Annotated in this window: 23 protein-coding genes; 6 read left to right on the forward strand and 17 right to left on the reverse strand. The window is 61.2% G+C overall.

What is annotated here, in order from left to right:
• From ABWV42_RS06240 to ccoG, 3 genes are read right to left on the reverse strand one after another with little or no spacing between them, the layout of a single operon-like run.
• Nucleotides 1-2,187 (reverse strand): heavy metal translocating P-type ATPase, encoded by a 2,187-nt coding sequence (locus tag ABWV42_RS06240; protein WP_353339344.1) that lies wholly within the window; start codon nucleotides 2,185-2,187, stop codon nucleotides 1-3.
• A gap of 4 nt (nucleotides 2,188-2,191) precedes the next feature.
• Nucleotides 2,192-2,653 carry a FixH family protein gene (locus ABWV42_RS06245; RefSeq protein WP_353339345.1) on the reverse strand — a complete coding sequence of 154 codons (462 nt, stop codon included), beginning with the start codon at nucleotides 2,651-2,653 and terminating at the stop codon, nucleotides 2,192-2,194.
• Nucleotides 2,653-4,086: a cytochrome c oxidase accessory protein CcoG gene (gene ccoG, locus ABWV42_RS06250; RefSeq protein WP_255107611.1), complete on the reverse strand. Its 1,434-nt coding sequence runs from the start codon at nucleotides 4,084-4,086 to the stop codon at nucleotides 2,653-2,655. Before ccoG ends, ABWV42_RS06245 begins: the two co-directional genes overlap by 1 nt.
• 466 nt (nucleotides 4,087-4,552) lie before the next feature.
• On the opposite strand from ccoG, the gene ABWV42_RS06255 reads away from it, so the two are divergent.
• Nucleotides 4,553-5,182, forward strand: coding sequence for a DUF2270 domain-containing protein (locus ABWV42_RS06255; protein ID WP_353339523.1), 630 nt, complete (start codon nucleotides 4,553-4,555; stop codon nucleotides 5,180-5,182).
• Here the strand turns inward: ABWV42_RS06255 and ABWV42_RS06260 are convergent.
• The 6 genes from ABWV42_RS06260 to ccoN all read right to left on the reverse strand — a co-directional run bounded on the left by ABWV42_RS06260 (nucleotide 5,179) and on the right by ccoN (nucleotide 10,417).
• Nucleotides 5,179-6,036, reverse strand: a complete 858-nt coding sequence (locus tag ABWV42_RS06260; protein WP_353339346.1) for a LysR family transcriptional regulator — start codon at nucleotides 6,034-6,036, stop codon at nucleotides 5,179-5,181. The genes ABWV42_RS06255 and ABWV42_RS06260 overlap by 4 nt on opposite strands.
• 371 nt (nucleotides 6,037-6,407) lie before the next feature.
• Nucleotides 6,408-6,803, reverse strand: coding sequence for a hypothetical protein (locus ABWV42_RS06265; protein WP_353339347.1), 396 nt, complete (start codon nucleotides 6,801-6,803; stop codon nucleotides 6,408-6,410).
• A gap of 204 nt (nucleotides 6,804-7,007) precedes the next feature.
• On the reverse strand, nucleotides 7,008-7,874 hold the full coding sequence (gene ccoP, locus ABWV42_RS06270) for a cytochrome-c oxidase, cbb3-type subunit III (RefSeq protein ID WP_353339348.1): 867 nt from the start codon (nucleotides 7,872-7,874) through the stop codon (nucleotides 7,008-7,010).
• Nucleotides 7,875-7,886: 12 nt separating this feature from the next.
• Complete coding sequence (locus ABWV42_RS06275; protein ID WP_255107619.1) at nucleotides 7,887-8,057, reverse strand: cbb3-type cytochrome c oxidase subunit 3; 171 nt, start codon at nucleotides 8,055-8,057, stop codon at nucleotides 7,887-7,889.
• 12 nt (nucleotides 8,058-8,069) lie between these two features.
• Nucleotides 8,070-8,798, reverse strand: coding sequence for a cytochrome-c oxidase, cbb3-type subunit II (gene ccoO, locus ABWV42_RS06280; protein ID WP_255107620.1), 729 nt, complete (start codon nucleotides 8,796-8,798; stop codon nucleotides 8,070-8,072).
• 14 nt (nucleotides 8,799-8,812) lie between these two features.
• Entirely contained in the window at nucleotides 8,813-10,417 is a 1,605-nt protein-coding gene (ccoN, locus tag ABWV42_RS06285; RefSeq protein ID WP_255107623.1) for a cytochrome-c oxidase, cbb3-type subunit I, read from the reverse strand.
• 207 nt (nucleotides 10,418-10,624) lie between these two features.
• Here ccoN and ABWV42_RS06290 point away from each other — a divergent pair, with 207 nt between their 5' ends.
• Nucleotides 10,625-11,464, forward strand: coding sequence for a universal stress protein (locus ABWV42_RS06290; RefSeq protein WP_353339350.1), 840 nt, complete (start codon nucleotides 10,625-10,627; stop codon nucleotides 11,462-11,464).
• A 70-nt stretch (nucleotides 11,465-11,534) separates the two neighbouring features.
• Here the strand turns inward: ABWV42_RS06290 and fnrL are convergent, their stop codons facing one another.
• Nucleotides 11,535-12,281, reverse strand: coding sequence for a transcriptional regulator FnrL (gene fnrL, locus ABWV42_RS06295; RefSeq protein WP_353339524.1), 747 nt, complete (start codon nucleotides 12,279-12,281; stop codon nucleotides 11,535-11,537).
• 64 nt (nucleotides 12,282-12,345) lie between these two features.
• Between fnrL and hemN the strand changes: the two genes are divergently transcribed.
• Both hemN and ABWV42_RS06305 read left to right on the forward strand, forming a co-directional pair.
• A complete protein-coding gene (gene hemN / locus ABWV42_RS06300; RefSeq protein ID WP_353339351.1) occupies nucleotides 12,346-13,701 on the forward strand; it encodes an oxygen-independent coproporphyrinogen III oxidase in 1,356 nt (451 codons plus the stop codon).
• 22 nt (nucleotides 13,702-13,723) lie between these two features.
• Nucleotides 13,724-14,638: an endonuclease/exonuclease/phosphatase family protein gene (locus tag ABWV42_RS06305; protein WP_353339352.1), complete on the forward strand. Its 915-nt coding sequence runs from the start codon at nucleotides 13,724-13,726 to the stop codon at nucleotides 14,636-14,638.
• A gap of 40 nt (nucleotides 14,639-14,678) precedes the next feature.
• On the opposite strand, the gene ABWV42_RS06310 is transcribed toward ABWV42_RS06305, so the two are convergent.
• The 6 genes from ABWV42_RS06310 to ABWV42_RS06335 all read right to left on the reverse strand — a co-directional run bounded on the left by ABWV42_RS06310 (nucleotide 14,679) and on the right by ABWV42_RS06335 (nucleotide 21,434).
• Nucleotides 14,679-16,262 carry an ABC transporter ATP-binding protein gene (locus ABWV42_RS06310; protein WP_353339353.1) on the reverse strand — a complete coding sequence of 528 codons (1,584 nt, stop codon included), beginning with the start codon at nucleotides 16,260-16,262 and terminating at the stop codon, nucleotides 14,679-14,681.
• Nucleotides 16,259-16,555 carry a hypothetical protein gene (locus ABWV42_RS06315; RefSeq protein ID WP_353339354.1) on the reverse strand — a complete coding sequence of 99 codons (297 nt, stop codon included), beginning with the start codon at nucleotides 16,553-16,555 and terminating at the stop codon, nucleotides 16,259-16,261. The genes ABWV42_RS06310 and ABWV42_RS06315 overlap by 4 nt, the downstream gene beginning before the upstream one ends.
• The gene (locus ABWV42_RS06320; RefSeq protein ID WP_353339355.1) at nucleotides 16,552-17,658 is read right to left on the reverse strand and encodes an ABC transporter permease; all 1,107 of its coding nucleotides are present in this window, start codon (nucleotides 17,656-17,658) and stop codon (nucleotides 16,552-16,554) included. The genes ABWV42_RS06315 and ABWV42_RS06320 overlap by 4 nt, the downstream gene beginning before the upstream one ends.
• Nucleotides 17,659-17,661: 3 nt before the next feature.
• Nucleotides 17,662-18,762, reverse strand: coding sequence for a microcin C ABC transporter permease YejB (locus ABWV42_RS06325; protein WP_255107645.1), 1,101 nt, complete (start codon nucleotides 18,760-18,762; stop codon nucleotides 17,662-17,664).
• A 6-nt stretch (nucleotides 18,763-18,768) separates the two neighbouring features.
• Nucleotides 18,769-20,703, reverse strand: a complete 1,935-nt coding sequence (locus tag ABWV42_RS06330; RefSeq protein WP_353339356.1) for an extracellular solute-binding protein — start codon at nucleotides 20,701-20,703, stop codon at nucleotides 18,769-18,771.
• A gap of 209 nt (nucleotides 20,704-20,912) precedes the next feature.
• Complete coding sequence (locus ABWV42_RS06335; RefSeq protein ID WP_353339357.1) at nucleotides 20,913-21,434, reverse strand: c-type cytochrome; 522 nt, start codon at nucleotides 21,432-21,434, stop codon at nucleotides 20,913-20,915.
• 119 nt (nucleotides 21,435-21,553) lie between these two features.
• Here ABWV42_RS06335 and ABWV42_RS06340 point away from each other — a divergent pair, with 119 nt between their 5' ends.
• Nucleotides 21,554-22,390 (forward strand): prephenate dehydratase, encoded by an 837-nt coding sequence (locus tag ABWV42_RS06340; protein ID WP_353339358.1) that lies wholly within the window; start codon nucleotides 21,554-21,556, stop codon nucleotides 22,388-22,390.
• Nucleotides 22,391-22,405: 15 nt separating this feature from the next.
• On the opposite strand, the gene ABWV42_RS06345 is transcribed toward ABWV42_RS06340, so the two are convergent.
• Entirely contained in the window at nucleotides 22,406-23,281 is an 876-nt protein-coding gene (locus tag ABWV42_RS06345; RefSeq protein WP_353339359.1) for a LysR family transcriptional regulator, read from the reverse strand.
• 132 nt (nucleotides 23,282-23,413) lie between these two features.
• Between ABWV42_RS06345 and ABWV42_RS06350 the strand changes: the two genes are divergently transcribed.
• On the forward strand, nucleotides 23,414-24,313 hold the full coding sequence (locus tag ABWV42_RS06350; RefSeq protein ID WP_353339360.1) for a TauD/TfdA dioxygenase family protein: 900 nt from the start codon (nucleotides 23,414-23,416) through the stop codon (nucleotides 24,311-24,313).
• The last annotated feature ends 14 nt before the right edge of the window (nucleotides 24,314-24,327 follow it).

Genomic DNA, 24,327 nt, shown 5'->3' on the forward strand with positions numbered 1-24,327 from the left:
TTACCTCAGGCGCAACGCGTTGAGAGAGACTGTAATCGAAGAGGACGACATGGCCAAGGCGGCAATCAGCGGCGTCGCCAGACCGGCAATCGCCAGCGGCACGGCAATCACGTTGTAAACCGTCGCGATCTGGAAGTTCTCCCGGATCCGCTTGGTCGCCTTGCGCGCGGTGTTGAGCGCATCGGCAATCGGGCTCAGGTCACTGCCCAGCAACACGATATCCGATGCCACCCGCGCCGCATCCAGCGCCGATGCCGGCGAGATCGACACATGCGCCGCCGCAAGGGCCGCCGTATCGTTCAGACCATCGCCCACCATCAGCACATGCTTGCCCTGCTCCGCCAGTGCCTGCACCTTCGCGGCCTTGTCTTCCGGCAGCGCCTCTGCCACCCACTTCTGGATGCCCAGACGATTGGCCAAGGCTTCAACCGCCCCGGTGCTGTCGCCCGAGATCAGCATCACGTCCTTGCCATCCTCCAGCAACGCGCGAACCGACTCTTCCGCGCCATCGCGCAGCGCATCCGAGAAGGTAAAGGCCCGCGATGCATCTTCACCCATCGACAGGAAAGCCGAGGTCTGCGCCAGAGGCTGCGCCCCGACCCAGGCCGCCCGTCCAAGGCGCACCAGCTTGCCATGCAACTTGCCCTGCGTCCCGAACCCCGGAACTTCCTCGATGTCGCTCAACTGGGCCGGTTTGATCCCCGCCTCCCGCGCGGCATCGACCAGCGCCAGCGACAAGGGGTGCGATGAGCCCATCGCCAACGCCATGGCCACTTCGACCTCGCGGCGCGGAAAATCCCCGAGGTTGGTCACTTCCGGCGTCCCCGCCGTCAAGGTGCCCGTCTTGTCGAACACCACCGTATCCACCTGCGCCAGCCGTTCCAGCGCCGTGGAATGCTTGATCAGCATCCCCTGTTTGAACAGCCGCCCCGAGGCCGCCGTCGTCACCGCAGGCACCGCAAGCCCAAGCGCACAGGGACAGGTGATGATCAGAACCGCCGCCGCGATGTTCAGCGCGGTGCGCATGTCAAAAGTGTAAAGGAACCAGCCCACGAAGGCCAAGGCCGACAGTATATGCACACCGGGCGCATAGAGCTTGGCAGCGCTGTCCGCCAATGAGGTATAGCGTGACCGCCCCGATTCCGCGATCGCCACCAGATCGGCCATGCGATGCAGCGAGGTCTCCTCGCCCACCGCCGTCGCCCGCACCACCAGCGGCCCGGTCAGGTTCACTTCCCCGGCACTTACGCCAAGCCCCGGCTCGGCATAGACCGGCAGGGTCTCGCCCGTCAGAAGCGAGCGATCCAGCTCAGACTGGCCTTCGACAATCTCACCGTCCACCGGCATCCGCCCGCCGGGGCGCACCAGCACAAGGTCGCCCACCGCCAGTTCGGACACCTGCACGGTGTCTTCCACGCCATCGACCACGCGAATGGCGCGCGGCACCTCAAGCGCCGCAAGCTCCTCGGCCGCAGAGCGCGCCACCGCCCGCGTGCGATAATCAAGATACCGCCCTGCCAGCAGGAAAAACACCAACGTCAGCGCCGCATCGAAATAGGCATGTTCCCCCGACAGCATGGTCTCCCAAAGCGAGGTCACAACCGCCAGCACAATGGCCAGCACAATCGGCACATCCATGTTCAGGCGCTTGTTCTTCAGCGCCGACCAGGCATTCACGTAAAACGGCTTGCCCGAAAACACGATGGTCGGCAGGGCAATCGCTGCCGAAATCCAGTGGAACATGTCCCGCGTTGCCGCCTCGGCGCCGGACCAGACCGACACCGACAAAAGCATCACGTTCATCGAGGCGAACCCGGCCACCGCCAGACGCATCAGCAGATCACGCCCCGCCTTGTCCGACGCCGTTGCCGAAAGCGTCCCCGCATCCAGCTCGTGCGCCTCGTAACCGATCCCCTCCAGCACCTTCACAAGGTCCTGTGCCGTCACATCCGCCTCGGCCTCAACCGTCGCCCGCTTCAGCGTCAGATTCACCCGCGCCGATTTCACACCGGGTTGGCGATGCAACTCGCGTTCAACCGCCGAGATACAGGCCGCGCAGTGAATGGTCGGCAAAGAAAGGGCAAGGCGGGCCTCTTCATGGGCCTCCTGCTCGGCCAGCGACTCTGCGGCAGGCGCAGCAACGCAGGCAGGACAGGCCGAGGTTCCGGGGCGCATGGCAGCGGTCATGAACTTACTCCGTCACATAGAGAACAACCCGTTGGTTGAACTCGGTCCCGTCTTTGGCAACAGCCTTCATCCGGATGTTCCAGTTGCCCTTCTCAATAGCCATCGGCGCCACATAAGCGGTGCCGTCGAATTCGAAATCGGGAACAACATCATCTTTCACATGGGTCGCCCGCCCCAGCACCGCATCCAGCTCGCGGGCCTCTACCGGACGGCCGTTGATGTCCGAGATCTGAAGGATCAACAACCCGCCAGTGTGCCGCGCCGCAACCTTCCAGCCCAGCGACTCCTGCGCATCACGACGGTCGTCAAACTCCTGACTGGCCACGTAGGAATTCTTGACCTCAAGGCCGGGGAAGGTCCTGACAGCCGAGACTGCCAGGAGGACATTTACCCCGATGATCACACCAAACGCGCCGACAAAGATCATGGCGGCATGTTTGCCGGTGAATTTACGTTCTGAACTCATCAGTTGGCCTTCCCGTTAAACACCGTGTCCTTATACACGCGATCACCGTTCAGCGCATCTTCGACCCAGAAACGGAAATCAGTGGCTTCGCCGTTCGCCGGAAGCGATCCCTTCGGCGCCAGAACATAGACACGTTGCAACTTCATCGTATCCGCCGGAACCGTTACGGTCTCATAGGGCGTGCCTTCCAGATCGATACGCAGGGTCGGATCCCCCTTGACCGAGATGCGGAACGGACGGTCCTCGCCATGCTTGTTGCGCAGACGGATCTCATAGGTGTTGCGGATGGTCCCATCCGACAGCGTCACGAAGGTCGGGTTCCGAACCGGCGCAACCGTCATGTCGATATCGGTCCGCAGGAACAGGGCCACCACCAGCAGGACGCCCACCAGCGACCACAACGTGGTGTAAAGGATCGTGCGCGGACGCAGGAAGTGGTGCTTCCAGATGCTGCGCGGTGCGTTGCCAGCGGTCTCCCAGGCCTCGTCACCAACGGCAAGATAATCGATCAGGCCACGCGGCTTGCCGATCTTGTCCATGATCTCGTCGCAGGCATCGATACACAGCGCACAGGTAATGCACTCCAGCTGCTGACCATCACGAATGTCGATACCCACCGGGCAGACGTTCACACAGGCCATGCAGTTGATGCAATCACCCTGCGTTTCGCCGTCACGCACCTCTTGCGATCCTTTGCGCGGCTCACCGCGCCAGTCGCGGTACCCGACGGTCAGGGTGTCTTCGTCCATCATCGCCGCCTGGATACGCGGCCACGGGCAGGCATAGATACAGATCTGTTCCCGCGCGATGGCCCCAAAGAATACCGTGGTGAAGGTCATGACCGCGATGGTGGTATAGGCAATCGGGTGCGCCGTTCCCTTGAACAGGTCCACCATCAGCGTCGGCGCATCTGTGAAATAGAACACCCAGGCCCCACCGGTCGCCAGGGCGATCAGAATCCAGCTCAGGTATTTGATCATCCGCAGGCGGAACTTGCGCAGATCCCATTTCTTCTGACGATGCAGACGCAGGCGCGCGTTGCGGTCCCCTTCGATCCATCGCTCCACGAGGATGAAAAGATCGGTCCAAACGGTCTGCGGACAGGCATAACCACACCACACACGCCCAAGTGCCGAGGTGAACAGGAACAGGCCAAGGCCCGCCATCACCAGCAAACCCGCAACGAAATAGAATTCGTGCGGCCAGATCTCGATCATGAAGAAAAAGAAGCGGCGGTTGCCAAGGTCCAGCAGAACTGCCTGATCCGGCAAGCTCGGACCGCGGTCCCAACGGATCCACGGCGTCAGGTAATAGATACCCAGCATGACGGCCATCAGGTACCATTTCAGGTTACGAAACTTGCCTTTGACCCGCTTCGGGAAAATCGGCTCTCGGGCAGCGTAAAGGCCAGGTTCTTGATCAGTAGTGCTCACTGGAATCACTCGCGCATAGGGAATTCTCTGATGTTCTTTTGGCCTCTGAAGCCGTTCGGAACTTTGATATGGGTCAAATATTGTATTAAAAATGTAGCTTTAAACGCGGCCATCCGCCACGGCTCACAAAAACAGGAACTGCGCCGCACACACCTTGCGACCGCCGTTTCAGGTGCTATATCGGGGAGGAATGAGTGCCGGCTTTCCAGGAAACGCGCGAACAGGACGGAAAGCCGGCACTTTTGCTCCACGCCAAAATGCCGCGGGCAACTTTCAGGTCCATTCCGTGAGTACGGCCAAAGGACCAATTTCTTCCCTCACTCTCACCGATTCCCGCCTTACGGCCTTTGACCCAGATCAAACTGCGTGCATTATCCTTGTCAGGGAGCGGGAAAAATCATCTTGAAGTGGAGGCAGGACGATTTCCCAAGAAGAAAGCGAGCGCAAGTCGCTCAACGCCGCCGAGATCGGGGCCGTGGCCCACCTTTACCGCGGCGAAGTCTATCGCAGCACCATCTGGCGCACCCGGCTGGACACGACCACGAACTGGGCCGTTGTCACCCTTGGCGTGGCCCTGTCGATTTCCTTTGCATCACCTGACGCCTCTCCCCTGCCCCTCGTGCTGGTTGGTGTCCTCATCATCTTCTTCCTGATGCTCGAAGCCCGCCGCTACCGTTATTTCAACGTCTGGCGTGCAAGGGCGCGGTGGCTGGAAACCCACTTCTACGCCCCCATGCTGTATGACGGAGATCTTCACCTCGAGGAAAACTGGCAGAAGGTTCTCGCCAACGACTACATGCGCCCCAAATACCACGTGCCCTACATGGTCGCCGTCGGACGCCGCATCCGCCGCAACTACCTGTGGATTTTGCTGATCCAGTCCCTCGCTTTCGCAGGCAAGATCGCCGTTCACCCCACCGCCGTGCAATCCTGGGACGAGGCCTTCCGCCGCGCCGATGTTGGCCCGCTTCCCGGCGAGGTGATCATCGGTTTCGGAACCGTCTACATGATTGCCTGGGTCTTCCTCGCCTTCTGGAGCGATCGCGACGACGCCCGCCGCGCCCGCGCCCGCAAAACCGAAAGCGCAATGGGTTAACGTTCACTCCGGGCCTGCCTCAGAACCCAGGCCCGGAATGCCTTGGCCGCCGGTCGCAGCGCGGCCGGGTTGCTGACCACGTGATAGCCCTTCTCGAACGCCCCCTCGAACAGCTGCACCAGCCGCCCCGCCGCCAGATCATCCTCGACCCAGATCCGCGTACTGACCGCAACCCCCTGTGCATTGCGCGCCGCGTGCTGCAACAGGTTGCCGGGCAGATGGATCATGCCCCCCTTCGTGGCGCCCTCGGCCACGCCGTTCTCTTCCAGCCAGAGACTTGCTTCCGAGGTGCCCAACTCCTGCAACCAGGGCAGGTCGGCAAGGTCCAGGGCACTTTCCACCTTCCTGTCCCCGATCAACTCGGGCGCCGCCACCACGGCAATCGGCGTATGCACCAGTTCCTGCGCCTCCAGCCCCGGCCAGTTCCCGTCGCCATAGCGGATACACAGATCAATGCCGCCCGGTCTCGGATCGGTCAGCGCCGGGTTCGGATCAATCATGATATCGATCTCTGGATGCTTGGCGCGAAACGCCGGCAGCCGGTGCACCAGCCAGTTCGAGGCAAACTGCGGTGTTGTCGCCACGTGCAGGGGGCGCCCCCCCTCCTGCATCGACAGTTCCTCAACCCGCTCCGCGATCGTCGTGAACCCGTCCAGCAAGGCATCCGCAAGACGCCGCCCCTCAACCGTCAGGACCGCAGAGCGCCCCGCGCGATCCAGAAGCGGCACGCCCAGATGCGCCTCCAGATTGCGGATCTGCTGGCTGATAGCCGCGTGACTCACGTTCAGCCCCGCCCCCGCCGCCTGCACCGATCCCTTCTCGGCAAAGGCGGCAAAGGCACGAAGCGCGCTCATCGGGGGCAGTCTCGTCCAGTCCATATGTAATCAGGGCTTACATGTTGCTTTCATTCCTGAGTCGCAGTTTCGCGCCCGAAACGCCATGTTTCAAGACAGAAACGAACCACCAAAGGAGGCTGACATGCTATTTCTACTTTCAGATGTCTTCAACATCGCAACCCGCCAATCCCCCCTTGGCCAGCTGCCCCCCAAACCGCAAACCCGCAGCACAGGCAAAAAAGACTGATGGCCCCAAAAGAATAAGCCCGCCTGGAAGGGCGGGCATGATTCTGGCCTGAAATTCCCGGCACCCCTGTAGGGTCGGATGCCGGTGAACCAATTTCTAAACCTGCTGTACGACACTAATGTGACAGATCCCGCAGGCGGCCTTACCCGGCCCCTTCATAGACGTTCACATGGGTGATCCGCCCCCCGCTGCCAAAGATGCGGACAAACACGTAATGCCCGCGCCCGCTCATCACGTCCTCGAAAATATAACGCGCCACCGGCTGTCCCGCCCGATAATAAGCCGGCAGGTTGGCACGCAGGTCCCGACGGTGAAAGAACGGATCATTCCCATCATAGTCATCCCGCTTGCCAAAACGGTGAAAATTGGCCCGATCCTGCGCCAGCACCGCCCCGAAGGTGGTCAACGGAGTTCCGCTCGAATTGACAAGATCCCGAGGGCCCAGCCAGGTCAGGTATTCGCCCATCACCTGCTGGGCTTGGGCGGGTGAGGCGTTCAGGCCGACAACACAGGCCAGCGCCGCGAAAATTCGAAACATGAAATATCCTTTCGGCAATCCGGCCCGACACAGGGGCCATTCTGCCACCAGTCTATGAAACGTCTCGCCCTGCGTCACCCTGCAAGGCGTGTTGAAAATTGATTGGGCCAAAAGGAAACGCCAGCCCCCGGGAAACGCGCGAACATGACGGAGACTGGCGCTTGAGCCGGGGGCAAATCCTGCCCCCGGAAATGTCAGGATGGCTTATTCGCCACCACCCAGCTGGTGCACATAGGCCGACACGGCGCGGATTTGCGCTTCGGTCAGACGGGTGTTCCAGTTCGGCATAACGCCTGCGCGGCTATAGGTGACGGTCTCTTTGATCGAGTCATAGTCACCGCCGAACAGCCAGATGGCGTCGGTCAGGTTCGGCGCACCCTGTGCGCGGTCACCGGTACCGTCATCCATGTGGCAGGCCGAGCATTCGTCCGCAAAGACAACTGCGCCATCTGCAACAAGCGATGCGTCTTTCGCATCACCCGACAGCGACATCACGTAGTTGACGACAGCTTCGATCTGCTCGTCTTCCAGATAGTCGTCGCCAAAGGCAGGCATTTCCGAGAAACGCGCATCTTCGTCTTCTTCGTTCCGGATACCGTGGCTAACGGTGGTGTGGATCGATTCGATGTCACCACCCCACAGCCAGTCATCATCCTGAAGGTTGGGATAGCCAACCGCACCGGCAGCACCCGAACCGTGACACTGGGCACACCAGGTCTTGAACACGGCGGCACCGGCAGACTTTGCATAGTCATTCAATTCACCAGGCTCTGTGATCGCGGTCAGTTCCGCCGCTTCCAGCTTGGCGTTGATCGGCGCGAGGCTTGTATTCACACGGTCGATCTCGGCAGCCACTTCGCCCCGGGTCGAATACCCCAGAACACCGGCGGTTGCGCCTTTGATACCGGGCCATGCGGGATACGCGATGGTATAGCCAATGCCCCAAACGATACAGGCATAGAAGATGTAGACCCACCACTTGGGAAGAGGGTTGTTATATTCTTCGATGCCGTCCCAGGAGTGACCAGTCGTCTCGATCTGGTTTCCTTTTTGAACAGGTTTTTTACTCATGTCCTCGCCTCCTCATTCCGTGGCGGGTTTGTCTTCGTGCCGGAACGGGATGTCTGCGGTGTCGCGGTACTCCTTGGTGGCGCCTGGGCGGAAAACCCAGACGACAACACCAATGAAGAACGCAAACAGGAACAGAAGCATCCAGCTATCAGCGAACTCTCGCAGTAGGGAATAGGTCTCCATGTTCCTAACTCCTTACCGCGACGCGTCCGGCGTGAAGGTCGAGAAGTCGACCAGCGTACCCAGCATTTGCAGGTAGGCAACCATTGCGTCCATTTCGGACACGCCGGGCTTACCGTCAAAGTTGCGTACGTTGACTTTCTCACCATAGCGTTCGAGCAGACCATCATAGTCGCTGTCCGGATCCGCCTGGGCCGCAAAGTCGGCTTGGGCGTTGGCGATCATGTCCTCGGTGTAGGGCGTACCCAACAGAGCGTTGGTGCTCATGATGTCACCGATGTACTTGCCGTCGATCTTCTTCTTTTCAAGGAAGCCGTACTTCGGCATCACCGATTCCGGAACAACCGACTGCGGATCACGCAGGTGGTCTACGTGCCAGTCATCCGAATAACGGCCGCCTACACGGGCGAGATCGGGACCGGTACGTTTGGAACCCCACTGGAACGGGTGGTCGTATTTCGACTCCGCTGCCAGCGAGTAGTGACCATAGCGCTCCACCTCGTCGCGCATCGGACGGATCATCTGCGAGTGACAGACATAGCAGCCTTCACGCAGGTAGACCTCGCGGCCGGCCATTTCCAGCGGGGTGTAGGGGCGCATGCCCTCTACGTCCTCGATGGTGTTTTCCAGCCAGAACAGCGGTGCGATCTGCACAATGCCGCCGATGGTTACGACCAGGAAGCTGAAGATCAGCAGGAGGGTCGCGTTGGTCTCGAGGATTTTATGTTTATCGAGAATTGCCATTGCTCCGGCCCTCCTTATTCAGCCGGGACTGCAACCGACAGGCTGGCTTCTTTAGCCGGGGCCTTACGGACAGTCATCCAAAGGTTGTAGCACATGATGACGGCGCCAGCGAGGAACATGACCCCACCCAGACCGCGCACAACGTACATCGGGAACTTAGCTGCCACGGTGTCAGCGAACGAGTTCACAAGGAAACCGTTGGCATCAACTTCGCGCCACATCAGGCCTTCCATGATGCCGGTCACCCACATGGACGCCGCATAGAGAACAATACCGATGGTGGCGAGCCAGAAGTGCCAGCTGACCAGTTGCAGCGAATACAGGCGCTCACGCTTCCACAGAACCGGAACCAGGAAGTACAGCATACCGAAAGTGATCATGCCGTTCCAACCAAGCGCACCCGAGTGCACGTGACCAATGGTCCAGTCAGTGTAGTGCGACAGCGAGTTCACGGCGCGGATCGACATCATCGGACCTTCGAAGGTCGACATGCCGTAGAAACCAACCGAGATCACCATCATACGGATCACAGGGTCGGTGCGCAGCTTGTCCCATGCACCCGACAGGGTCATCAGACCGTTGATCATGCCGCCCCAGGAAGGCATCCACAGAACAACCGAGAACACCATGCCCAGCGTCGAAGCCCAGTCAGGCAGCGCGGTATAGTGCAGGTGGTGCGGACCCGCCCAGATGTAGATGAAGATCAGGGCCCAGAAGTGGATGATCGACAGCTTGTACGAGAACACAGGGCGTTCAGCCTGTTTCGGGATGAAGTAGTACATCATGCCCAGGAAGCCTGCGGTCAGGAAGAAGCCCACAGCGTTGTGGCCATACCACCACTGGGTCATCGCGTCCTGAACACCGGCCCAGACGATGACCGACTTCGAACCGAAGATCGACACGGGGATCGTCAGGTTGTTGACGACGTGCAGCATCGCAACGGTCACGATGAACGACAGGTAGAACCAGTTCGCAACATAGATGTGCGGCTCTTTGCGTTTGATGATGGTACCCAGGAACACGGCCAGGTAAGCCACCCAAACAACGGTCAGCCAGAGGTCAACATACCACTCGGGTTCCGCGTATTCTTTCGACTGGGTGCCGCCCAGCAGATAGCCGGTTGCCGCCAGAACGATGAAGAGCTGGTAGCCCCAGAACACGAACCACGCGAGGTTGCCGCCCCAGAGACGGGCAGCCGAGGTACGCTGAACAACATAGAACGACGACGCCAGAAGCGCGTTGCCGCCAAATGCGAAAATCACCGCCGAAGTGTGAAGCGGACGCAGGCGGCCAAAGTTGGCATAGCCTTGTGCCCAATCAAAGTTCAGCACCGGGAACGCCAGCTGGAACGCGATGAAAACGCCCGCCAGGAACCCGACCACACCCCAGAAGGAGGTGGCGATAACACCAGCGCGGACCACGCTGTCGAGATATTCGTTCTGCGGCGCCGGGGTTTTTGCATCCCCGAACCCACGCAAGGTCCAGATAAAGAGGCCACCCGAGACCAATGCCACGATCACGGCATGGACCAGGTAAGCCACATCGCGCGCATAGTTTGCTGCGATCAACGCGAAGAGCGTGACCAAAGCAAGCGCGATCAGCTTGATATAATTCAACATTTTGCGTCCCTTCGTCTTGCCGGGCACGATTCGGATTTTGCCTCGGCGGATTTAGACTGAGTGTGTTTTGCTTTCGCAGTCGCAGAAACGCATTGATCTGTGTCAAAGCACTTCTTTTCAAAAGGTCTCCTAATCAAGGCAATGGGACGGACAGGCCCCAAATCTGTTCTGAAATCACCCGCAGACCCGTGCCACGGAGCTCAAGAAATGGCCTATAAATCAATTCTGTCGGTTCTGACCGATAAAACCTTTGTTCAAAGCACGCTGGCGCAGGGCATTGAACTCGCCCGCGGCCAGGAGGCGCATCTTGACGCACTCTGCCTCGGCGTGGACCGCAGCCAGACCGGCTACTACTACGCCGGTGCCAATGCGATGATCCTTCAGGAAACCCTGAACCGCGCCCAGAAGGAAAGCAAAGACCTCGAAGAACAGGCCATCGAACACCTGCGCGCCGCGGGCATCCGCTGGGGCACGGAATCCGGTGTAGCCCAGATCGCCGATCTCGGCCGCCACGTTGCCGCCCGCGCCCGCTTTGCCGATCTCGTGGTGCTGCCCAAACCCTATGGCAAGGATCACGGCGCCGAACTCGAGCCCACCATCGAGGCCGCGATGTTCGAAGGTCAGGCCCCGGTGCTGGTCATCCCCGACAACACCCCGCCGATGGCCACCCCGAAACGCATCTCGATCGGCTGGAACGAAAGCGCCGAAGCCCTTGTCGCCGTACGCGCGGCCCTGCCCTTCCTGCAAAAGGCCGACGCGGTGCGCGTTGTCGTGATCGATCCGCCCACCCACGGCCCGCACCGGTCTGACCCGGGTGGCCTTCTGTCACAGTTCCTGTCGCGCCACGGCGTCCGCGTCGAGATCGACGTCCTGTCCAAAACTCTGCCGCGCGTCTCCGACGTCCTGCTGCGCCATGCCAAGGACACCGAGTGCGAAATGGTTGTCATGGGCGCCTATGGCCACTCCCGCTTCCGCGAGGCCATCCTCGGCGGCGCAACCCGTAACATGTTGGAACAGGCCGATATTCCCGTCTTCATGGCACACTGAAGACACCCCAAAAAAACCAAAGCCGCCGAAATCCTCGGCGGCTTTTCTCGTCTGTGAAACCGGGTTTGGCTCAGGCCATCATACCGCCGTCCGCATCGTCGCCGGCTTCCTCAAGAAGGCGGGACAAATCGGGAATGGTCACATGCCGCTTGCCCTCAAGCTGGATCACACCATCCCGCTTCAGCGCCGACATCTGGCGGCTCACCGTCTCAAGCGTCAGGCCCAGATAATCGGCCATCGCCTCGCGGGTCAGCGGCAGATCGAACACCAGCGGCCCCTGCATCCCCGACAGCTTCAAAGACGCATCACGCCGCGCGATGATCGACAACAGGCTCGCGATCTTCTCGCGCGCGGTCTTGCGACCAAGCACCAGCATCCATTCACGCGCCGCATCCAGCTCGTCCAGTGTCATCTCCAGAAGGCGCTGCGCGATATGCGGCGTCTCGATCATCATCCGCTCGAACGGCTTCTTGCGGAAACAGCACATCACGAGGTCAGTGGTCGCCACCACGTCATAGGCCGCGCCCTCGCGCCCCGGACGTCCAACGAAATCCGACGGCAGCAACAGGCCCACCATCTGGGTGCGTCCATCTTCCATCGTCTGCGTCAAAGAGGCGATCCCGGTCACCACCGAGCCGACAAAATCCATCGGGTCACCAGACCAGATAACGGTCTGTCCCGCCTCGAAACTGCGGTAATACTTGATCTCATCCAGCGCCTCGAGTTCAGTTGCGTCGCAGCGTGCGCACACAGCCCTGTGGCGAATCGGACAATCCGCACACTCGTGCGAACTGATTAAGGACGGTTCATTTAGCATATTCATGTTCGCGCTTGATCTGGGTCAAGGATTGGCCTGGACCTGTGTGCATAAGCGTAAATCCATGACGACGAAAACACAATTGGCAAAGCTGGGATTATTTGACGCGAAGGTACCGCGTTATACCAGTTACCCAACGGCACCGCACTTCAAGAACGACGTAACCCCCGAGATTTTCGGGGAATGGATTTCTGCAATCAAACCTGATTCGCAGATATCTCTTTACATCCACGTCCCCTTTTGCCGGCGCCTGTGCTGGTTCTGTGCCTGCCGCACCCAGGGTACCGCCTCCGCCTCGCCGGTCGCAGCATATGTCGAGACCCTCAAGCAGGAACTCGCCATCCTCAAGGCCCACCTGCCCTCGGGCGTCTCCCTCTCGCGCCTGCACTGGGGCGGCGGCACGCCAACCCTGCTCGAACCGGGCATGATGGAAGACCTCGCCGGCGCGATCTTCGATGTCGCCCCGATGGCGGACCAGGGCGAATTCTCGGTCGAGATCGATCCCTGCGAAGTCGATGATGCCCGCCTCGCCGTGCTGTCCAAGGCCGGCATGAACCGCGCCTCCATCGGCGTGCAGGATTTCGATGACGAGATTCAGAAAACCATCGGCCGTATCCAGGGCTATGACGTCACCAAGGAAGCGGTCGACATGATCCGCGCCCACGGCGTCTACAGCCTCAACGCCGACATCCTCTTCGGCCTGCCCCACCAGAACCAGGCCCGCATCACCGAAAGCGTTCAGAAACTCCTGTCGCTCTCGCCGGATCGTGTGGCCCTCTACGGCTATGCCCACGTTCCGTGGATGGCCAAGCGCCAGCAGATGATCCCCTCCGATGCCCTGCCCACCCCGCAGGAGCGTCTCGAACTCTTCGAGACCGCCCGCAAGCTGTTCCTCTGGGACAACTACGAGGAAATCGGCATCGACCACTTCGCCACCAAGGAAGACGGCCTCTCGGTCGCCCAGAAGGCCGGCAAGCTGCGCCGCAACTTCCAGGGCTACACCGACGATCTGGCCGAGGCCCTGATCGGTGTAGGTGCCTCTTCGATCTCGCGCTTCCCGCAGGGCTATGCCCAGAACGCCCCGGCCACCTCGGCCCATACCGGGCGTATCCGCGACGGCAATTTCACCACCACCCGCGGCCACGTCTTCACCGAAGAAGACAAGCTGCGCGGCCGCCTGATCGAGGCCCTGATGTGCGACTTCCGCATCGACAGCACCGAGATCATGCAGACTTTCAAGATTTCACCGGTCCGTCTTCAGGAACTCTACAAACCGGTGATCGAAGGCTTCCCCGGCATGGTTGAGATCACCCCCGAAGGTCTCTCGATCCCGGTCGAGGCCCGTCCCCTGACCCGGATGATGGCCCGCGCGCTCGACGCCTACGACATGGATTCGGCAGGGCACAGCTCGGCAATCTGACGCCTGCGCCCTGCCACCCGCAATGCGACTGGCAAGCTTCAACGTGCAGAACATGCGCCTGCGCGCCGATCACCTCGACGGCGCGCGGGATCGCGACATGCCGCAGGATCTCGGTCCCGCCGCCCCGCTTCTTGATGACTACGACCGCGCCCTGACCGCCGCCGTGATCGGCGAGACCGGCGCGGACATCATCGCGCTTCAGGAAGTCTTCGACCAACCGACCCTCGATCATTTCCACGACACCTGCCTGCACGATGCGGGCATCGCCCCCTATCCCTATCGCATCTGCCTGCCCGGCAATGACGGACGCGGCCTTGATGTGGCCCTGCTGTCCCGCATCGCCCCGCAGGCGATCCAAAGCCACGCCCACCTGACCCCGGCCCACCTCGGCCTCGACGCGCCAGAGGGCCTGTCTCCCCATACCCCGCTGTTCCGCCGCGACTGCCTCGAGATCACCTTCCCCGCGCTGACGCTGTTCATCTGTCACTTCAAGGCCCCCTACCCGGATGCCGCCGCAACATGGCCCGTGCGCAACCTCGAGGCCCGCGCCGTGTGCGCCCTGATAAAGCGCCGCTTCGAAACCCCGGCCAAGGAAAACTGGCTGATCCTCGGCGATCTCAACCAGCCGCGCCACGAAGACCTGCCCGCCACCGCGCCGCTCACCTCCGGTTTCGCCGTCGACCTTGTTGCCCGCATGCCCGCAGGCAGCCGCTGGAGCTATCACGACACGATGGATGATTTCTACGCCCGTCCCGACGCGATCCTCGCCTCCCCGGCACTGGCCCAGCGCTTCCCAAAGGCCCGGCCAGAGCTGATCCGCTCGGGCCTGCCCTACGAGGCCCGACGCTACCACGGCCCGCGCCTTGATACCGTGGGCACACATCGCCCCCACGCCTCGGACCACGCCGCGCTGGTCCTCGACCTGCCGGGCCTCTGACCGGCTTCAATGCACTGAAAATACTCCCGCCGGAGGCGCCTTAAAGATCCGGCGCCGCCGCCAGAAGGTTGCGGGTATATTCGGTCTGCGGATTGTCGAACAGGCTCTGCGCGTCACCCTGCTCCACCACATCGCCGGCCTTCATCACCATGATCTTGTGGCTCATCGCCCGCACCACGTGCAGGTCGTGGCTGATAAACAGATAGGCCAGCCCGTATTTCTTCTGCAAACCCCGCAGAAGATCGACGATCTGCACCTGCACCGTCATGTCCAGCGCCGAGGTCGGCTCGTCCAGCACCACCAGCTTGGGCCGCAGGATCATCGCCCGCGCAATGGCAATCCGCTGCCGCTGCCCGCCCGAGAACTCGTGCGGGTAGCGGTCCATCGTCGCCGGGTCCAGACCAACCTCTTCCATCACCTCGGCCACCATCTCGCGCTCCGAGCGCCCTTCGCGCAGCCCGTGCACGCCCAGACCCTCGGCAATGATCTGTTCACAGGTCATGCGCGGGCTCAGGCTACCAAACGGATCCTGGAACACGATCTGCATGTCCTTGCGCAGGTCGCGCAATTCCCGCGTCGACCACTTACGCACGTCGCGCCCGTCAAAGGTGATCCCGCCTTCCGAGGCGATCAATCGCATGATCGCCAGCGCCAGCGTCGTCTTGCCCGATCCGGATTCCCCGACAATGCCCAGCGTTTCACCCGCACGCACGTCGATCGTCGCCTCGTTCACCGCCTTAACATGACCGACGGTGCGCTTGAAAAACCCGCGCTGGATCGGGAACCACACCTTAAGGTTCTCGGTTTCCGCCATCACCGGCGCGTCCCCGGCCACCGGCTCCGGCGCTCCCGCCGCCCGCGCACTCAAAAGCGTCTTGGTATAGTCATGCTGCGGATTGGCAAAAATCTCGTCCACCGGCCCGGCCTCGACGATCTCGCCGCCCTTCATCACACAGACCTTGTCGGCAATCCGCCGCACGATCCCAAGGTCATGGGTGATGAACAACAACCCCATCCCCTCGGCATCCTTCAGCTCTTTCAGCAACTCGAGAATCTGCGCCTGAATGGTCACATCGAGCGCCGTTGTCGGCTCGTCCGCGATCAGGATGTCGGGCTTGTTGGCCAGCGCCATGGCGATCATCACACGCTGCCGCTGCCCGCCGGACAACTGGTGCGGATAGGCGCCCAGACGGTTCTCGGCATCGCGAATGCCGACCTTGCGCAACAGGTCTAGAATACGCTCCCGCGCTTTGTCACCGGCAATCCCCTGGTGCAGCGACAGGCTCTCGGCCAGCTGCTTTTCAAGCGTGTGCAGCGGGTTCAATGAGGTCATCGGCTCCTGGAAGATGAACGAGATGTCGTTGCCACGCACCTTGCGCAAAAGGTTCTCCTTCGCGCCCACCATCTCCTGCCCGTCATAGGTGATCGAGCCCTCGATCTCGGCACTCGCCCCCAAGAGCGACACGGTCGACAGCGCCGTGACCGACTTGCCCGAACCGGATTCCCCCACCAGCGCTACGGTCTCGCCGCGATCCACCGTAAAGGACACACCCTTCACCGCCTGCACCACCCGGCCATCCTGCCGGAACCCGACGCGCAGGTCTTTGACTTCGAGGATACTCATAGGCTTCCGATCGTATTCAACATCACAACACCCCAGGCCGCACCACCGACCGCGACGCCAAACCCAAGCCAGCCCGCCGGTTGCCGCCCCACACGTCGCAGCGCGCCATAAAGCACCGAAAGAAAGGTCGGCGCATAAAGCAGGCCCAAAAACGCGGCCGCCGCAGCACCCACCCCCGCCTCAACCGCCTCAAACAGCACCCAAGCCAGCACAGCAACCGACAGGGCCATCGCAGTCCCCGCCAGCCCGTTTGCCTGGCACTGCCACTTCGACTCGCAAACCCCGGCGCTCATGAAAAGGTCTTCCTCGGGTCAAAGGCATCGCGCACGCCCTCGAAGATGAACACAAGCAGCGACAGCATGATGGCAAAGGTGAAAAACGCGGTGAAGGCCAGCCACGGGGCCTGCAGGTTCTGCTTGGCCTGCAAGGTCAGCTCGCCCAGCGACGGCGCCGTCGACGGCAGCCCGAAGCCAAGGAAATCCAGCCCCGCCAGAACCGAAATCGTGCCTGTCACGATAAAGGGCAGCATGGTCACCGTCGCCACCATCGCATTCGGCAGCATGTGGCGGAACATGATCACCCGGTTGCTGACACCCAGTGCCTTGGCCGCACGCACATATTCAAGGTTGCGCGCCCGCAGGAACTCGGCCCGCACCACGCCCACAAGCGCGGTCCAGCCGAACAGCACCATCAGGATCACCAAAAGCCAGAAACTCCGCCCCAGAACCGCGAACATGATGATGATCACATACAGCTGCGGCGTCGCGCCCCAGATCTCGATCACCCGCTGGAACACAAGGTCGATCCAGCCTCCGAAATAGCCCTGCACGGCCCCGGCAATGATGCCGATCACGCTCGCCGCGGCGGTCACGATCAGGGTAAAGACAATCGACAGACGGAAACCATACAAGACCCGCGCTACCAAGTCCCGCTTGCGGTCATCCGTGCCCAGCCAGTTCTGCGCACTTGGTGGCAACGGCGCGGCACCGGGGCGATCCACCGGCGTGTCATAGGAATAGGGAATGAGCGGCCAGAGGGTCCAACCCTTCTCAAAGCCCTCCTCGGCATAACTGCCCGCCGCGACCTGCGCCAGAATGTCTTCCGGCTCGTCAAAGCAGAACTCCACACCACCGGTCTCGATCAGGCACTGCACCACCGGATCCTTGTAATCCGCCTCGGTCTTGAAATCGCCACCAAAGGCGGTCTCGGGATAGAACTTGGCGATCGGCACATAGTATTCGCCGCGATAGCTCACGAGGATCGGCTTGTCGTTGGCCAGAACCTCGGCAAACAGCGAAACAAAAAACACCACCGAGAAGATCACCAGAGACCACAGCGCCCGGCGATTGCGTTTGAAGTTGCGCCAGCGGCGCTGGTTTAGCGGGGACAACGCCATGGCTCAGCCCTCCCGCTTTTCAAAGTCGATACGCGGATCGACAAGCACGTACATCAAATCCGACAACAACCCCACCACAAGGCCGATCAGGCCAAATATGAACAGGGTGCCAAAGACAATCGGATAGTCGCGCTGCACCGCCGCCTCGAAGCCAAGCCGCCCCAGACCATCGAGCGAGAAGATCGTCTCGATCAAAACCGAACCGCCAAAGAACACCCCGATGAACACTGCCGGAAAGCCCGCAATCACGATCAGCATCGCATTGCGGAACACATGCCCATAAAGCACCCGGTTCTCCGTCAGCCCCTTGGCCCGCGCCGTCATCACATAGTGCTTCTTGATCTCGTCGAGGAACGAATTCTTGGTCAACAGCGTCAGCGTCGCAAAGGCGGCAATGGTCGAGGCCACCACCGGCAGGGTGATATGCCAGAAGTAATCCAGCACCTTGCCCACCATCGTCAGGTCTTCGAACCCGTCCGATGTCAGCCCGCGCAGCGGGAACAGCTTCCAGTAGGAGCCACCGGCAAACAGCACCAGCAGCATGATCGCAAACAGGAACCCGGGGATCGCATAGGCCACGATGATTGCCCCCGAGGTCCAGGTATCAAAGGGCGAGCCATCCTTGACCGCCTTGCGAATACCCAGCGGGATCGACACCAGATAGGCAATCAGCGTCGACCAAAGGCCAAGCGTGATCGACACCGGCAGCTTTTCCAGCACAAGGTCGATCACCCCGATCTTGCGAAAATAACTCTCGCCGAAATCCAGCGTCATATAGTTGCCAAGCATGATGAAAAACCGCTGGTAGGCCGGTTTGTCGAACCCGAATTCCTCTTCCAGCTGGGCAATGAACTCCGGCGGCAACCCCTGCGCCCCGGCATATTTGCTGTTGGCACCCCCCGCGAAATCATCGGTTTCCAGCGCGCCGGCATCCTGCCCACTGCCCGCAAAGCCTTCGAACACGTCCCCCTGCCCCTGGATCTGGGCAATGACCTGCTCAACCGGCCCGCCCGGCACGAATTGCACGAGGGCAAAGTTGATCAGCATGATCCCGAACAGGGTCGGAATGATCAGCAGCAAACGTCGTAGAATATAGGCGCCCATGCGCGATTACCTCAAAGCGCCTTCGGCCTTCAGCTTGGCCGCTTTTTCCGCATTGAACCACCAAAAGTCCAGCTCACCCAGCGCGAATGTCGGCAACGGGGTCGGGTATTCATACTGGTCATAATAGGACACCCAGACACTGTCGTTGTACCAGACCGGAATGATGAACCGCTCATAGCGCAGCACCCGGTCCAGCGCCTTGAGCGCCGCGTATTCCTCTTCGCGCGATTCCGCATTCAGCGAACGCTCGATGATCGCGTCCACCAGCGGGCTGGCAAGCCCCGCCGGATTGAACAGCGAAAACGCCGCCTCGCCCGAGCCATACATCTGCATCAGCCCGGTTCCGGTCGACAGGAAAGAGCGATAGTTGTCATAGACAAGGTCATAGTCCCGCTCGCGTTCCCGCAGGGTATACTGCGCCGGATCCACCTTCTCCTGCGTGGCCTCGATGCCCATCTTTTGCAGGTTCTGCACGAACACCTCGATAAAGGCCGCAAGCGTTGCCGAGACCGACGATGGATAGGGGAAGTTGATCTTCATCGTCTCCCCCGCCGCGTTCCGGCGCATCCCGTCATCGCCAACTTCCCAGCCGGCCTCGTCCAGAAGCTTCATCGCCTTGCGCAGGTTGCGACGGTCCACTTCCCGCGCCCCGTTCGAAGAATGCGCCATCACCGCAGGCGTCGTCATGATCTCTTCCGGCACCAGATCGCCCAGGGACATCAGGATGTCCTTCTCAAGACCTTCCGGCACGCCGCTGGCCGCATGATCGGCCCCCTGCACAAAGGAATGGCGCTGTTTGAACAGCCCGAACTGAAGCGATTCATTCACCCATTCAAAGTTGAAGGCCAGCGCCACAGCCTCGCGCACACGGCGGTCCTTGAAGATGTCGCGGCCAAGGTTGAACACAACGCCCGTGGGCACCGGCGGCGTCCCATCAGGCAGCGCCTCTTTCACGACCCAGCCCTTTTCGATGCCCGGAAACTCGTATCCGGTGGCCCATTTCTTCGAATTACCCTCTGCGCGGAAGGTATATTCCCCCGCCTTGAAGGCCTCGAACGCCGCGGCATCATCGGCGAAATATTCGATCCGGATCTTGTCAAAGTTATGCCGCCCCTTGTTGAACGGCAGATCCCAGCCCCAGTAGTCCGGATTGCGCTTGTAGGTGATGCGACGGTTCACATCCACCTTGTCCACCATGTACGGCCCCGACCCCGGCGAGGTCTCCATGCGCGGCTCGTCCAGACGCGCGCCGGTTTCCTCGTACCATTTCTTCGACCACACCGGCACGCCCCCCACCTGGTCAATCAGGCTACGACGCGAAATGCCTTCAGTGAAATAGAACTTGATGGTGTGATCGTCGATCACCTCGGCCTTGGGAATACGCTTCTTCACCGCCTGCGCATAAGACGGAAGCCCCTGCTCCAAAAGCAGGTTGTGGCTGAACAGCACGTCATGCGCCGTCACCGGCGATCCGTCCGAAAACCGCGCCTCGGGGCGCATGTGGAAAATGACCCAGGTCTTGCCCTCGTCATACTCAAGGCTTTCCGCCAACAGCCCATAGCCTTCGCCATACACATCCGCCGGTGCCGACCCGCTGGCAAGCGCGTCGCCCAGAAGGCTCTCGTACATCATCCAGCTATAGCGCCCGGCCCGCCCCTTGCGGCTGTAGGGGTTCATCGAATCAAAGGTTCCCGGTGCCCACAGGGCAATCTCGCCGCCCTTCGGCGCATCCGGATTCACATAGTTGAAATGCTGGTAATCCGCCGGATAGGTCAGGTCACCGTAAAAGGAATAGCCGTGGCTGCGGATGATCCCGTCGTCCTCGGCCGACACCGCCTTGGCCGCGCCCAACAGGGCAACCGCCGCCGCCCCGGCTAACAACCACCGCCCGAACAGGCCGAAATCCGGCGTTACGGCAGCTTTCACACGCATTTGGGACATGGCTCTTCCTCTGTCTGCTGGACGGTTTTTCGATCTTGTTACTTTTACATAAAGCTAAAGTGCCTGCCTGCCCACATTCAAGGCGTGAAAGGCTCAACAAGGCGTGAAATCGCCGTGCGCAGAGGTGGAATCAAAAAAGGCCGCTGCCCGGAATCAAAAAGGCCGCTGCGCGGGGCAGCGGCCTTTTTCGAATTCTCTTATCCGTCAGATCACTGGATGGTCTGCAGATAGGCAATCAGGTTGGCGCGGTCGGTGGCCTTTTTCAGACCGGTGAACGACATCTTGGTGCCCGGCGCAAAGCCTTTCGGGTTGGTCAGGAAGGCATCCAGGTTTTCAGCCGACCAGGTCTCTGCAACCGCAACAAGCTTGCCCGAGTAGCCAAAGCCGTCAACCGAACCAACGGTACGGTCAACAACGGCGAACAGGTGCGGGCCGGTGCCGTTCGCACCGTCTTCCAGCTTGTGGCAGGCTTTACACTTGCTGAACACTTTCGCGCCCTTGCCTGCATCGGCAGCCGCCAGCAGTTCTTCCAGGGTCGGGGCCGCTTCTTCTTCCTCGGCACCCGCATCATCGCCACCTTCGACCTCGATCACATAGGCCTGAGCGGCGTGATCGCCGTGGCCACCACCGGTGTGATACATCACTTCGGCAGCCCACTTGCCCAGCAGGAAGATCAGAAGGGCGCCACACAGCGCGCCCAGGGTTTTGGTCATTGTCATCGTGTCAAACATGCTACGTTTCCATCTCGTGGCGTTTGCGGGCTATCTATCCGCTTCCTCTTGGCAAACGCAAGGTATAGTTACCGCGACCAAACGCCCAATTCGCAGACTGTGCAGGGAATAGACAACACATGACCAACCGCATCGCTTTCCAGGGGGAACCCGGCGCCTATTCACACGAAGCCTGCCAGCAGGCCCGCCCCGACATGGAAGCCCTGCCCTGCCACACCTTTGACGAGGTGATCGATGCGGTCAAAACCGGCAAGGCCGACCTCGCCATGCTGCCGATCGAGAACTCGACCTACGGCCGCGTTGCCGACATCCACCGCCTGTTGCCCGAAAGCGGCCTGCACATTGTCGACGAAGCCTTTGTCCGTGTGCGCATCGCCCTGATGGGCCTGCCCGGCGTGACCCTTGACGAAATCGACACCGTCCGCGCCCACCTCGTGCTGCTGCCGCAATCCGCCGGTTTCCTTGAGGAAAACAACATCAAGGGCATCGCCGCCGCCGACAGCGCAGGTGCCGCCCGCGAACTGGCCGAACACCAGACCCGCAACGAAGGTGTCCTCGCCTCCGACCTCGCGGCCGAGATCTATGGCCTCAACGTTCTGGCTTCCGACATCGAGGACCACGGCCACAACACCACGCGCTTTGTCATCATGTCCCGCGAACCCGATCACACCCGCCGCGGCGAGATCGAAATGATGACAACCTTCGTCTTCGAAGTCCGCAACATCCCCGCCGCGCTCTACAAGGGCATGGGGGGATTCGCGACCAACGGCGTCAACATGACCAAGCTGGAAAGCTACATGGTCGACGGTTCCTTCACCGCCACCCGCTTTTACGCCGACATCGAAGGCCACCCCGACGACGCCCCCGTGCGCCGCGCGCTGGAAGAGCTGGACTATTTCACCAACTACCTGAACATCCTCGGTGTCTATCCGGCGGCCAAACCGCGCCACACCTGATCTTGGACGGGGGTGTTACGCCCCCATCCCCCGTGCCTCCGCGCGAAACCACGCCAGAACACTCTCCAGATTCGCCTGCCCCGCCTTCTCGGGGCGGTACTCGATGGCGTATTTGGTGTTTTGCGGCGCAAACACCGGCCCCACCTGCACCAACCGCCCCGCGGCCACATGATCCGCCACAAGGTGATGCCAGCCAAGCGCCACCCCCTCCCCGTCCAGCGCCGCCTGCATCATGAACTGGTAGTTCGAATGCCGGTACCCGTCTCCGGACGCATCAAAGGCCACGCCGAAATGGGCAAACCACTCGGGCCAATAGGCATGGGCCGCCTCCGGCATGTCGAAATGCAACAGCTTCGCCGCAAGCAGCGCCTCCGGCTCCTGCATCTGTGACAACACCTGCGGCGCGGCAACCGGATACACTTCTTCGCGGAACAGCGGCATCTTCGGCCACCCCGTCTGCCCTTCGGCCCGCCAGCCAATCACCATATCCACCTCGTCAAGATTGATGTCCTGCAACCAAAGCGACACCGCGAGGTTGATCGGCGCATCCCCCGCCGCCCGCCGCAACGCGCTGAACCGCGGCATCAGCCAGCCATGGGCAAAGGTCTGCGTGCAAGCCAGCACAAGCCCCTTGCGCTCCGGCGCGGCAGCCACGAACTCCACCGCCTCGAGCATATCCGACAACCCCCGCGACACCGCCGCCGCCAAAGACTTGCCCGAGGGCGTCAGCCGCAGCTTGTTGTGATCGCGCTGGAACATCGCCACGCCCAGATCCTGCTCAAGCGTCGCAATATGGCGGCTGACGCTGGGCTGGCTCAAACTCAGCTCTTCCGCTGCCCGCGTAAAGCTGCCGTGGCGCGCCGCCGCCTCGAACACCCGCAGGGGTGTCATCAGTGTCTGCAATCTTCGAAATCGTGCCTTCATACACTCAACGTATGCAATTGATGCAGATTTTTGAAGTTTATTTGCACCCTACCCAATGCCACGCTTCACAAACTGCATCCAATTCAAAAGGAAAGCCAGATGCCTGCCGCGAACGGGACCCCGAAAACCACCCCGCTGACCGAAACCTTTGGCGCCGAAGTTCATGACATCGACCTCACCCAGATCATGACCGAGGCCGACTTCGCCCCCCTGCGTGACCTGTTTGACGAACACTCGACCCTTCTGTTCCGCAACCAGACCCTCACCGACGAGGCGCACCTGCGCATTGCCAATTTCTTCGGCCCGATCGAAGACCGCCTTGCCGACGAACGCAAACCCGGCGAGGCCTACAAGGTCCCCGAGGTTTCCAACGTGCGCGAAGACGGCAGCGTCAGCGAAGCGATGGACCTGCACACGCTGAACCTCAAATCCAACTTCCTGTGGCACTCCGACAGCACCTTCCTGCCCACTCCGGCACTGGTCAACGTCATCACCGCCCGCATCGTGCCCTCGACGGGCGGCGCCACCGAACTGGCCTCGACACGCGCCGGATGGGCCGACATGCCGGAAGAGCTGAAATCCCGCATCCGCGGTCGCGGGATCTGGCACCGCTACAGCCATTCCCGCAAGAAGATCTCCGAGGAACTGTCGAAACTGCCCATGTTCCACAAGTGGCCCGACCAGCACTGGAGCTCGATCTGGACCAACCCCGCCAATGGCCGCGAGGCGCTTTATCTCGCCAGCCACGCCTTCCGGATCGACGGCTATGACGAGGCTGAAAGCGAGGCCCTTCTTGACGAACTCACCGCCTACTGCACCCAGCCCCGTTTCGTCTATTCCCACAACTGGAACGTCGGCGACGTCCTGATGTGGGACCAACGCGCCGTCATGCACCGCGGCACCCCCTGGCCTTACGAGGAACCGCGCAAACTCTCCAGCATCTGCAGCAGCGCCCAAGCCCGCGACGGCCTCGACACCATCCGCATGGACGCCGCCTGATCCGAACCAACGCA

This window comes from Pelagimonas sp. KU-00592-HH (genome assembly GCF_040369695.1).
Lineage (GTDB): Bacteria > Pseudomonadota > Alphaproteobacteria > Rhodobacterales > Rhodobacteraceae > Shimia.